Origin of the sequence: Salipiger marinus, from assembly GCF_900100085.1 — a bacterium.
Taxonomy (GTDB): Bacteria; Pseudomonadota; Alphaproteobacteria; order Rhodobacterales; family Rhodobacteraceae; genus Salipiger; species Salipiger marinus.
This window is the reverse complement of sequence record NZ_FNEJ01000002.1, coordinates 314979-327015: the sequence shown is the minus strand read 5'-3', so window position 1 is coordinate 327015 and position 12037 is coordinate 314979. Positions and strand designations below refer to the sequence as shown.

Annotated in this window: 9 protein-coding genes; 4 read left to right on the top strand and 5 right to left on the bottom strand. The window is 64.8% G+C overall.

Annotation, left to right across the window (positions count from 1 at the left end; all coding sequences use genetic code 11):
- Positions 1-5: 5 nt before the first annotated feature.
- Entirely contained in the window at positions 6-803 is a 798-nt protein-coding gene (cysQ, locus tag BLR51_RS03570; protein ID WP_089843963.1) for a 3'(2'),5'-bisphosphate nucleotidase CysQ, read from the bottom strand.
- Between the two features lie 125 nt (positions 804-928).
- On the opposite strand from cysQ, the gene BLR51_RS03565 reads away from it, so the two are divergent.
- Positions 929-1759: an ABC transporter permease gene (locus BLR51_RS03565; protein WP_089843960.1), complete on the top strand. Its 831-nt coding sequence runs from the start codon at positions 929-931 to the stop codon at positions 1757-1759.
- Here the strand turns inward: BLR51_RS03565 and BLR51_RS03560 are convergent, their stop codons facing one another.
- On the bottom strand, positions 1760-2365 hold the full coding sequence (locus tag BLR51_RS03560) for an alpha-ketoglutarate-dependent dioxygenase AlkB family protein (protein ID WP_089843958.1): 606 nt from the start codon (positions 2363-2365) through the stop codon (positions 1760-1762).
- 218 nt (positions 2366-2583) lie between these two features.
- Between BLR51_RS03560 and dnaK the strand changes: the two genes are divergently transcribed.
- The 3 genes from dnaK (at position 2584) to radC (ending at position 6597) form a co-directional block, all read left to right on the top strand.
- Positions 2584-4506, top strand: coding sequence for a molecular chaperone DnaK (gene dnaK, locus BLR51_RS03555; protein WP_089843955.1), 1923 nt, complete (start codon positions 2584-2586; stop codon positions 4504-4506).
- A gap of 75 nt (positions 4507-4581) precedes the next feature.
- Entirely contained in the window at positions 4582-5730 is a 1149-nt protein-coding gene (dnaJ, locus tag BLR51_RS03550) for a molecular chaperone DnaJ (RefSeq protein WP_089843952.1), read from the top strand.
- Between the two features lie 102 nt (positions 5731-5832).
- Positions 5833-6597: a RadC family protein gene (gene radC / locus BLR51_RS03545; RefSeq protein WP_089843949.1), complete on the top strand. Its 765-nt coding sequence runs from the start codon at positions 5833-5835 to the stop codon at positions 6595-6597.
- Positions 6598-6599: 2 nt separating this feature from the next.
- On the opposite strand, the gene BLR51_RS03540 is transcribed toward radC, so the two are convergent.
- The 3 genes from BLR51_RS03540 to secA all read right to left on the bottom strand — a co-directional run bounded on the left by BLR51_RS03540 (position 6600) and on the right by secA (position 11940).
- A complete protein-coding gene (locus tag BLR51_RS03540; protein ID WP_089843946.1) occupies positions 6600-8156 on the bottom strand; it encodes a phosphate ABC transporter substrate-binding/OmpA family protein in 1557 nt (518 codons plus the stop codon).
- Positions 8157-8175: 19 nt separating this feature from the next.
- A complete protein-coding gene (locus BLR51_RS03535) occupies positions 8176-9099 on the bottom strand; it encodes a hypothetical protein (RefSeq protein WP_089843943.1) in 924 nt (307 codons plus the stop codon).
- 117 nt (positions 9100-9216) lie between these two features.
- Complete coding sequence (secA, locus tag BLR51_RS03530) at positions 9217-11940, bottom strand: preprotein translocase subunit SecA (protein WP_089843941.1); 2724 nt, start codon at positions 11938-11940, stop codon at positions 9217-9219.
- Positions 11941-12037: the final 97 nt, after the last annotated feature.

The following is a 12037-nucleotide window of genomic DNA, read 5'->3' as shown; positions in this document are numbered from 1 at the left end:
GGCGATCAGCCCTCTTTCAGATCCACGCCGGGAGCATAGGCGATGAAGAACGGGTTGGCATAGCCCGCCTTGCCATAGGCCAGCGGCGTCAGGTCATCAAAGCGCACCACATGGCCGCCCGCGCCGTTCAGCACCGCATGGCCTGCGGCGGTGTCCCATTCCATCGTGCGGCCAAGCCGCGGATAAAGATCGGCCTCGCCCGTCGCCACAAGGCAGAACTTCAGCGAGGATCCGGCGCTGGTCATGTCCTTGACCTCGTATTTGCCGATGTAATCGTCGGTGGCCTGATCGCGATGCGATTTGGAGGCCACGACCATCAGCGCGGAATTGTCGGGCTTCGACACGTGCAGCGGCGTGGTTTCGCCCGCCGCGTCCTTGTCGAAGGGGCCGGTTTCCTCGACCGACTGGCCGACGCTGTTGGTGTAGAACATGCGGCCCTTGGCGGGCGCATAGACCACGCCGCGCGTCGGCACGCCGTCTTCAACCAGTGCGATGTTCACGGTAAAATCGCCGCGACGGTTGACGAATTCCTTGGTGCCGTCCAGCGGATCGACGATGAGAAACGTCATCGCGTCGATATCATGGCTGTCGGCCTGTTCCTCGGTCACCAGCGCCACCTCGGGGAAGGCGTCGCGCAGCCCGGCAGAGATCAGCGCATCGGCGGCTTCGTCGGCTTCGGTCACGGGGCTCTGGTCCGACTTCGATTTCACCTCGAAATCATCGGAATTGTAGATCTCCATGATCCGGTCGCCTGCCTCAAGCGCGAGCCTGCGGATCACCGTCACAAGCGTTTCGTAATTCAAAGCCGATCTCCTTTTCCGCAAGCTCGCGGATTTATTGATTTGAAAGCCTCTCCGACTTATGCTGCGGTTCACCCAAGAGGGCAAGAAGACCCGCCATCTTCCGACCGGGCCGGAGCAGCAGTGCCATGTTTCAGACCACCGTGCCGCGCTCCCGTCTGGGAACGGCCATCTACATTGCCGAGCTGATCTATCACAATTCGGTCCGTGCCGTGCGCAAAACGCATGGCAACGCGTTCCTCGCGATCTTCATGAACATGCTGCAGACCATCATTTTTGTGCTGGCCTTTTATTTCATGTTCTTCGTGCTGGGCATCCGCGGCAGCGCGATCCGCGGCGATTTCATGATCTACATCATGACCGGGGTGTTCCTGTTCATGACCCATTCCAAGACCCTCGGCGCCGTGGTCAGTTCCGAAGGCCCCGCCAGCCCGATGATGCAGCACGCCCCGATGAACACCGCCATCGCCATCGCCGCCGCCATGGTGTCGACGCTGTATATTCAGGTGCTGTCGCTGTTTGCTATCCTGTTCGTCTATGACGTGGCCTTCAACCCCTTCGTCATGCAGGAGATTCATGACCCGATCGGCTGTCTGGCCATGCTGCTGCTGTCGTGGTTTTCCGGCGCGGCCATCGGTATGGTGTTTCTGGCGGCCAAGCCGTGGTTCCCGACGCCGGTCTCGATCCTGTCCACCGTCTACCAGCGCGCCAACATGATCGCGTCGGGCAAGATGTTCGTGGCCAATTCGCTGACCCCGGCGATGCTGGCGGTGTTCGACTGGAATCCGCTGTTCCACACCATCGATCAGGCGCGCGGGGCGGCCTTCGTCAATTATTTCCCGCGCAATTCGACCTGGGAATACGCACTGTGGGTGTCGATCGTGCTGCTGATGATCGGGCTCATGGGCGAATTCTACACCCGCAGACATGCCTCGGCCTCGTGGGGCGCGCGGCGCTGATCAGGTCACGACCCGCAACGTCAGGTTGATCCGCCCGCCCTGCGGCAGCAGCGTCGACGAGCCGAAGCGGATGCGGTCCACGCCATGATGGCGCAGCCGCGCCTCGCCGCCCATCACCACCACGTCGCCCGACCGCAGCCAGACCGATTCGGTCTTGCCGCCGCGTTCGGTGTTGCCCATGCGGAACAGCCCGTCATCGCCCAAGGACACCGACACCACCGGGCAGGAGAAATCCGCCTCGTCGCGGTCCTGATGCAGGCCCATGCGCGCGCCTTCGCCATACCAGTTGATCAGGCAGCATTCCGGCGCCCGCGCGCCGTCCGTGACCGCCTCCCAGATCTCCAGCACCTGCTGCGGGATCGGCGGCCAGTCCATGCCCGCCGGGTGGCGCGGTTCATAGCGGTAGCCGCGGCGGTCGGTGACCCATCCGAACCGGCCTGCCGCGCTCATCCGCACCGACATTTCCTGCCCGCGCGGCGTGACGGGGCGGTAAAGCGGCGCCTGCCGCAAAATTTCGCGCAGCGTGGCCACAAGCATGTCCTGCGCGGACCGGTCCAGCCACTGCGGATAAAGCCGGAAGCCGCGAATCTCCAAGGCATCAGTCATGCCGTCTTGTCAGGCATCGGCAAAGATCTGGCAAAGAAATTCGCGGCAAATGCGGGCAAGTCGCGGAAGCGGGCGCTTGCAGGCCCGAAACCCCCTCCTTATATACCCTCCGAACGCCGCGAGGCCCTGCCGGACGGCTTCTGGAACAAGCGGGGCTGGATGCCGTAACGGGTCCGTATGCCTCGCGACATCGCCTTGACTCAGAAAGGGATCGAAACATGGCCAAAGTGATCGGTATCGACCTCGGCACCACCAACTCCTGCGTCGCCATCATGGATGGCAGCCAGGCCCGTGTGATTGAAAACGCCGAAGGCGCCCGCACAACGCCCTCCATCGTCGCCTTCACCGACGACGAGCGTCTTGTCGGCCAGCCCGCCAAGCGGCAGGCCGTCACCAACCCCGAAGCCACCATCTTCGCCGTCAAGCGTCTGATCGGTCGCCGCACCACCGATGCGGAAGTGACCAAGGACCAGAAGATCGTCCCCTACAAGATCGTGGACGGCGGCAATGGCGACGCCTGGGTGGAAGCGCGCGGCACCAGATACAGCCCCAGCCAGATTTCCGCCTTCATCCTTGGCAAGATGAAAGAAACCGCGGAATCCTATCTGGGCGAAGAAGTGACGCAGGCCGTCATCACCGTGCCCGCCTATTTCAACGACGCCCAGCGTCAGGCCACCAAGGATGCCGGCAAGATCGCCGGGCTTGAGGTGCTGCGCATCATCAACGAACCGACCGCGGCCGCGCTGGCCTATGGTCTGGACAAGAAAGAAGCGCGCACCATCGCGGTCTATGACCTTGGCGGCGGCACCTTCGACGTGACCATTCTGGAGATCGACGACGGCCTGTTCGAAGTGAAATCCACCAACGGGGACACGTTCCTTGGCGGTGAAGATTTCGACATGCGCATCGTCAACTACCTCGCCGACGAGTTCAAGAAAGAGCACGGCGTCGACCTGACCACCGACAAGATGGCGCTGCAGCGTCTGAAAGAAGCGGCGGAGAAGGCCAAGATCGAGCTGTCCTCCAGCCAGCAGACCGAAATCAACCAGCCCTTCATCTCGATGGGCAAGAACGGTCAGCCGCTGCACATGGTGATGAAGCTGACCCGCTCCAAGCTGGAACAGCTGGTGGGTGACCTGATCAAGGCCTCGCTGAAGCCCTGTCAGGCCGCGCTGAAGGATGCGGGCATCTCCAAGGACGAGATCGACGAGGTCGTTCTGGTCGGCGGCATGACCCGGATGCCCCGCGTCGTGGACGAGGTGACCAAGTTCTTCGGCAAGGAGCCGCACAAGGGCGTGAACCCGGACGAAGTGGTGGCCATGGGTGCCGCCATTCAGGCCGGCGTGCTGCAGGGCGACGTCAAGGACGTGGTGCTGCTGGACGTGACCCCGCTGAGCCTTGGCATCGAAACGCTGGGCGGCGTGTTCACCCGGCTGATCGACCGCAACACCACCATCCCGACCAAGAAGTCGCAGGTGTTCTCCACCGCCGAGGACAATCAGGGCGCCGTGACCATCCGCGTCTTCCAGGGCGAACGGGAAATGGCAGCGGACAACAAGATGCTGGGCCAGTTCAATCTGGAAAACATCCCGCCCGCGCCGCGCGGCATGCCGCAGATCGAGGTGACCTTCGACATCGACGCCAACGGCATCGTGTCGGTCAGTGCCAAGGACAAGGGCACCGGCAAGGAGCAGAAGATCACCATTCAGGCCTCGGGCGGTCTGTCCGATTCCGACATCGAGAAGATGGTGAAGGACGCCGAGGAAAACGCCGAAGCGGACAAGAAGCGCCGCGAACTGGTGGAGGCCCGCAATCAGGCCGAAAGCCTCATCCATTCGACCGAGAAATCGATCGAAGAGCATGGCGAAAAGGTCGATCCCTCCACCGTGGAAGCGATCGAGTTGGCGATTGCCGCGCTCAAGGATGATCTCGAGAAGGACGGCGTGACCGGCGAGAAGATCAAGTCCGGCATCCAGAACGTGACCGAAGCGGCCATGCGTCTGGGTGAGGCGATCTACAAATCGCAGGCCGAAGAGGGCGACAGCAGCGATCATCCCGACTCCGGCAAGTCCGGTCCGGCGGATGACGACAACATCGTGGACGCGGATTTCGAAGACCTCGACGACCGCAAGCGCAGCTGACCCATCACGGAACCGAAAAGGGGCCGGTCCGTATACCGGGCCGGCCCTCATCCGTTCCGGCCAAGGAGGGCATGAATGTCCAAGCGTGACTATTACGAGCTGCTCGGCGTCGCTAAAGGGGCCTCCGCGGACGAGATCAAGAAGGCCTATCGCGTCAAGGCGAAAGAGCTTCACCCCGACCGCAACAAGGACGATCCCAGCGCCGAGTCCCAGTTCAAGGAAGTGAACGAGGCCTACGAGGTTCTCAAGGATGCCGACAAGAAGGCGGCCTATGACCGCTTCGGCCATGCGGCATTCGAGGGCGGCATGGGCGGCGGTGGCGCGCGTCCCGGTGGCGGCTTTGGCCAGCAGGGCGATTTCGCCTCGGCGTTCTCCGATGTGTTCGACGACCTGTTCGGCGATTTCATGGGCGGACGGCAGGGCGGGCGGCAGCGCGCGGCGCGCGGGGCTGACCTGCGCTACAACCTGCGCGTGACGCTGGAAGATGCCTATACCGGCCTGCAGAAAACCATCAACGTGCCGACTTCGGTGCAGTGCGGGGCCTGCCACGGCTCCGGCTCCGAAGGTGGCGCCGAACCGACCACCTGTCCGACCTGTTCGGGCATGGGCAAGGTGCGGGCGACCCAAGGCTTCTTTACCGTCGAACGGACCTGTCCCACCTGTTCCGGGCTGGGCCAGATCATCAAGAATCCCTGCGTCAAATGCGGCGGTGCCGGTCGCGTCCAGAAGGACCGCGCGCTGTCGGTGAACATTCCCGCAGGGGTAGAAACGGGCACACGCATCCGTCTGGCTGGCGAAGGCGAGGCGGGCATGCGCGGCGGACCGCCGGGCGATCTCTATATCTTCATCGAAGTTGCCCCGCATGACATCTTTGAACGCGAAGGCACCGAACTGCACTGCCGCGTGCCGGTGTCGATGACCGCCGCCGCCCTTGGCGGCGACATCGAGGTGCCGACGATGGACGGGGGCCGGTCGCGGGTGAAAATCCCCGCCGGAAGCCAGTCCGGACGCCAGATGCGTCTGCGTGGCAAGGGCATGCCCGCGCTGCGCGGCGGCGGTGTCGGCGACATGTTCATCGAACTTGCGGTCGAGACGCCGGTCAACCTGACCTCGCGCCAACGCGATCTGCTGCGCGAATTCGAGGCACTGAGCGAAGACAACAACCCGGAATCAAAAAGCTTTTTCTCTTCGGTAAAAGGCTTCTGGGATTCCATGAAGGGCTGACCGGGGCAAAAGGCTCTGGCTCTGGCTCTGGCGGCGTGGGGGCAACCTCGCGCCGCTTTTGCGTTAACTCCTCCCTAACCTGACCGCGCGCAGTCTGGAGGGATGAGCAGATTTCGCCATTTCTCTGATTCTCAGGCCCCGCTCTTTGACCGGGACGAAGCGCCGGAGGCGCCGCTGGCGCGTGGCGCGGCGGCGCCCTCCTATCTTCGGGATCATCGCGCCCGCCTGCGGGAGCGGTTTCTGGTCGGGGGCGCCGATGCGCTGCCCGATTACGAACTGCTGGAACTCGTGCTGTTCCGCGCCATCCCGCGCCGCGATGTCAAACCGCTGGCGCGGCAGCTGCTGGATCTGTTCCGCGATTTCAACGGCGTCGTCTCTGCCCCCGCCGCCCGCCTGCGCGAGGTGCCCGGGGTGGGGGAGGCGGTGATCACCGAGCTCAAGATCGTGGAAGCGGCGGCGCATCGGCTGGCGCGGTCCCGCGTGCTGCAGAAACAGGTGGTCAGTTCGTGGGATGCGCTGCTGGCCTATTGCCAGACCGCCATGGCGCATCAGGATACCGAACAGTTCCGCATCCTGTTTCTGGACCGCAAGAACGTGCTGATCGCCGACGAGCCGCAGGCGCGGGGCACCGTCGATCATGTGCCGGTCTATCCGCGGGAGGTGGTGAAGCGCGCGCTGGAACTGAACGCCTCGGCGCTGATCCTTGTGCACAACCACCCGTCCGGCGACCCGACCCCAAGTCAGGCCGATATCGCCATGACCGACCAGATCCGCGTCGCGGCGGACGCGCTGGGGATCATCCTGCACGACCATCTGGTCATCGGCCGGTCACGGGAACTCAGCTTCCGGGCCGAGGGGCTGTTATGAGCCTAGCGCAGCCAGACCTCGACCCGCCGGTTGACCTGCCGCCCCCAGACGGTGTCGTCGCAGGCCATGGGCATCGCCTCGCCAAACGCTTCCGCGCTCAGCGCGACCCGGGTGAAATCGGCGGTGTCCGCGCTGGTGCGGACCGCCTGCAGCACGGTGTCCGCCCGCTGCCGCGCGATGACCAGATTGTCCGGCGCGGGGCCTTGACCGTCAGAAAAGCCGACAAACAGCAGATCCTTGCCATCATACAGGCCGTTTTCCAGCGCCTCTGCCAGCTGCTCCACGTTGGAGCGGGACTGTGCGTCGAGCCCCGTGGCGCCCGCGTCAAACCGGAACGACGTGGTCAGGCGCCGTCGCGGCGCCAGACTGGCCGCCAGACGCTGAAGCTCGCGCAGGCCCTCTTCGCCCTCGGCCACCTGAATCGCATTGGCCAGCCGGTCGCCCTGCTGGCCAAGCGGCAGGTCTTCGGGCAGCTGGTCGACAAAACCGGCCCGCCGGATGACGATCTGCGCCGGGCCCGAGCGGGTATAGGCCAGAAAATCGCGCGCCAGCGCGGGCAGCCGCCGCGCGGGCTGATACAGGAACAGGGGCAGGGTCAGCGGGTAATCCTCGGTCTTGACCGCCGCGCGGCTGCCGCGCAGCGTAAAGCCACAGCTGCCGCCCAGCACCAGCGTCTGGGTCAGGCCGCCATGGTCCAGCCGCACCAGCCCGAAGCCGAAAGGGTCACGCGCCAGCGCCTGTTCCAGCGCGGCGGGGCTGTCATGCTCGCGATAGGCTTGCGCCAGCTGCAGACCGGTGGGCGCCAGCAGCCGGTCCTCCAGCGCCTGCACGGTGCCGCTGTCCCGCCGGGTCAGATGCAGCACGATCGGCGCATCGGGCCCGCCCAGATCCTGCCAGTTCACCAGATCTCCGGCGAGGATCCGCGCCAGATCCGCCAGCGCGAGGCTGGTCAGCGGGCTGCCCGGCGCAACGGCGGGCAGCAGCCCATCCAGCGCCAGCACCCGGCTGCGGGCCGGAGCGGAAAGATCGCCCAGCCCGGCCTCGCGGGCCCGCTGCACCTCGGCGGGGCGAACTTCGCGCAGGGCCATCACCAGATCCGCCTCATCCGCCAGCAGATCGGCAAAGCCTTCATCCGTGTCGCTGAGGCGCAGCGTAAACTGGCCCACGCGGCGGTCCTGCGCCGGATCCTGCAGCATATATGTCAGCTGGTCCGGGCCTTCGGTCGCGTCGCGCGTGGCGACAAGCCCGCTGCGCAGGGCAAAGCCCTCGATCAGCGCGGGCAGCAGCACTTCGCCCATGGTCGCCGCGCCGGAGATGCGCAGTTCGGCAACGTAATCGGTCAGCGAAGGGCAGCCGGGCCCCTCGCACAACACGCCGGAACTGTCGACGGTCAGCTCCCCATAGCGGGTGGAGACACGGTAGAAATCGCCATCAAAACCCAGCATCGTGCCGTTCAGCTCGATGCCGCCGTCACGGGACCGCAGGGTGACATCCTGCGCCTCCGCCTCGCCAGCAGCAAGGCAAAGTGCGGCGAAAACCGCCGCACGGACCTGTCGCATCTACGACCCTCACCCAAGCTCAGTTGGCGGCGATCTTCAGGTCTTCGATCAGGTTTTTCAACACAAGAAAGTCCCCCGTCGACTCGCAGTCGGGCATCTCCAGCGACAGGTCCGCCGCATGCGGGGCTTTGCCGCTGCGCAGGTCAAGCGTCAGGGCCTCCACGCGCTGCGCGCAGTTGGCCGCCGTGACTTCGGCCTCGATGCTCAGGTTGATCGTTCCGGAGACGCGCGCGGCAGCGCGGGGGAAGGTATAGACCTCCGCCTGCAGGGCGTCGGGCGTATCACGCGCGCCGAGCAGGGTCAGAAACCCGCCTTCGCCTGCGGCGGTGCGGGTCAGATCTCCGGCGGAAGCGGCCCAGACATGGCCGGAGCCGAATTCGCGTGCGTGCAGATGCAGGCCGCTATCTCCCTTCCATTGCAGGACGACGCGGTCATAAAAGGCGAGGCTTGGCACTTCGATCTGGGTGGTGGCGCCGCGCCCGCTGTCAAAGGCGGCGATGACCATCGCCTGTTCGGCGAGTGCGGGCAGTTCAAGGCTCAGCCGACCTTCGGCATCGGTGACTTCGGTCAGCATCAGCCCCTGATGGTGCAGGGTCAGCCGTTCCTCGCGGTGGCAGGGCGCCTCCAGCGTCAGGGCCATCATGGCGCCCGCCGCGACATCGGCGGTCAGCGTCACCGGACAGTCCGGCGCCTGTGCCGTCTGCGGCGCAGGCAGGGCCATGTCAGGACTGGCCGAGGCAGGCGCGGGCAGGCGCATCATCGCCGCCTCGGAAGGCAGGCGGGGCAGGGCTGCGGCGGAGGAGGTGTCGGTGATGGCGGCCAGCGTCAGCGGCTCTGCCCCCCGCGCCGGGCCCACCGTCGTGCTGCGCTGCATCACGTAGCCGGTGCCAAGTGCGATGGACAGGGTCGCCGCGGCAAGAAGGTAGGTGTTGAGACGTGCCATGGCCAGATGCCTCCCGAAGCTTCGGTCTGGAAACAATCTGCCGCGCAAAAGTGGCGCTGTTGCGGCGTGAAGGCGGAGTCATTCGGGCGCGCGGGGAACCCTGCGCGCCCGGTCAGGTCAGGCCAGCCGACCGTGGCAATGCTTGAACTTCTGGCCCGAGCCGCAGGGGCAGGGGTCGTTGCGGCTGGGATTGCCCCAGGTCGCGGGATCAGTCTCGTCGAAGCCTTCGACCAGCGGCAGACCGGCAGCGGGCGTAGCCACGTTTTCGGTGGGCCCCACCGCCGTGGCCTGTTCCGCCTGCTCGCGCAGCTGCGCCTGCTGGGTCGCCATCTGCTGCATCATCGCCCGCTGTTCTTCTTCGGACATGGGGCGGATGCGGCCCAGCTGTTCGGTGACCCGTTCCCGCAGCGATTCCAGCATCGATTCGAACAGCTGGAAGGCCTCGGTCTTGTACTCGTTCAGCGGGTCACGCTGCGCATAGCCGCGGAAGCCCACGACAGAGCGCAGATGCTCCAGCGTCAGCAGATGTTCGCGCCATTTGGTGTCGATGGTCTGCAGCAGCACCTGCTTTTCGATCTGCCGCATGGTGTCGGGACCAAATGACTCGGTCTTTTTGGCCATGAAGCTGTCCGACAGCTCGCCCAGACGCTCGCGCATGATCTCTGCATCCACGCCTTCCTCGTCGCCCCATGCGATGACCGGCGCGTCGAAGCCCATCTTTTCCAGCACGGCAGCGTAAAGCCCGCGGGTGTCCCACTGATCGGCATAGCTTTTCGGCGGAATATAGGTGTCGATCAGGTCGTCGATCACCTCGTGGCGCATATCCTCCACGATCTCCGACAGATCCTTGGCTTCCATGATCTCGCGGCGCTGCGCAAAGATCACCTTGCGCTGGTCGTTCATCACGTCGTCGAATTTCAGCAGCTGCTTGCGGATGTCGAAGTTGCGGCCCTCGACCTTGGCCTGAGCGCGCTCCAGCGACTTGTTGACCCAAGGGTGAACAATCGCCTCGCCTTCCTTCATCCCGAGCTTGGACAGCACCCGGTCCAGCCGTTCAGAGCCGAAGATGCGCATCAGGTCATCTTCCAGCGACAGATAGAAGGAGGAGCGCCCCGGGTCGCCCTGACGCCCCGACCGGCCGCGCAGCTGGTTGTCGATGCGGCGGCTTTCGTGGCGTTCGGTGGCCAGAACGTAAAGCCCGCCCGCCTGCTTCACCGCTTCCTCGTCGGCGGTATGGGCGGATTCGATGCGCTTGCGGATCTCTTCGGGATCGGCATCGGGGCTGGCGGCGATGGCCTCCATCACCTTGAATTCGACATTGCCGCCCAGCTTGATGTCGGTGCCGCGCCCGGCCATGTTGGTGGCGATGGTGATGGCGCCCAGCTTGCCCGCATCGGCGACGATCTGCGCTTCCTGCTCGTGCTGGCGCGCGTTCAGCACGTTATGCGGCAGCTTGGCCTCGGTCAGCAGCCGGCTCAGCATCTCGGATTTATCGATGGAGGTGGTCCCCACCAGCACCGGCTGGCCCTTGCCATGCGCCTCGCGGATTTCCTCCACGATGGCCTCGTATTTCTCGCGGGCGGTGCGGTAGACCTTGTCGTCCTCGTCGATCCGCGCGATGGGCCGGTTGGTCGGAACCTCGACCACGCCCAGCTTGTAGATCTCCATGAACTCCTCGGCCTCGGTCAGCGCCGTGCCGGTCATGCCCGACAGCTTTTCGTACAGCCGGAAGTAGTTCTGGAAGGTCACCTGCGCCAGCGTCACGTTTTCGGGCTGGATCTGGCAAGCTTCCTTCGCCTCGATCGCCTGATGCAGCCCGTCGGACAGACGGCGCCCCAGCATCATGCGGCCGGTGAATTCGTCGATCAGCACCACCTGCCCGTCGCGGACGATGTAATCCTTGTCGCGGGTATACAGCTTGTGCGCGCGCAGCCCCTGATTGACATGGTGCACGATGGTGGTGCTTTCGGGATCATAAAGCGACTGACCCTCGGGCAGCACGCCCCGCGCCAGCAGCTTCTGCTCCAGCGCCTCGTTGCCCTCGTCGGTGAAGGTGACGCTGCGGCTTTTCTCCTCGATCTTGTAATGCTCTTCCTCAAGCTCGGGGATCAGCCGGTCGATGGCGATGTAAAGCTCGGACCGGTCCTGCGACGGGCCGGAGATGATCAGCGGCGTGCGGGCCTCGTCCACCAGAATGCTGTCGACCTCGTCGACGATGGCGAAGTAATGGCCGCGCTGCATCATCTGGGCCAGCTCGGCCTTCATGTTGTCGCGCAGGTAGTCGAAGCCCAGCTCGTTGTTGGTGGCATAGGTGATGTCGCAGGAATAGGCCTGCTTCTTCTCGGCCTCGTCCTGATGCGGGTAGACCACGCCGGTGGTCATGCCCAGCATCCCGAACACCTTGGACATCCATTCGGCGTCGCGGCGGGCAAGGTAATCGTTCACCGTCACCACATGCACGCCCTTGCCGGTGAGCGCGTTGAGATAGGCCGGGAAGGTGGCGACCAGCGTCTTGCCCTCGCCGGTCTTCATTTCAGAGATATTGCCCTGATGCAGGAAAATCCCGCCCATCAGCTGCGTGTCGAAGGCGCGCAGCCCCAGCGCGCGCTTGGCGGCTTCACGGCAGTTGGCAAAGGCCTCGGGCAGCAGCGCGTCCAGCGTCTCCCCCCCGGCGAGCCGCTCGCGCAGCTCTGCCGTCTTGGCGGCGAGCCCGGCATCCTCGAGTTTCTCGAACTCGGGCTCCAGTGCGTTGATCCGCTCGACCGTGGGTCTTGTGGACTTGATCTGGCGGTCGTTCGGGGTTCCGAACATTTTCCGCGCGAGTTTTCCAATCCCCAGCATTATGGTCTGCCCGTCCTGTCTGACAAGTTTGTGTTCCGCGTGCGGCATCCGCTTGCCCGCCTCGCACACAGCCCATATGACACAGGGGAACGACCGG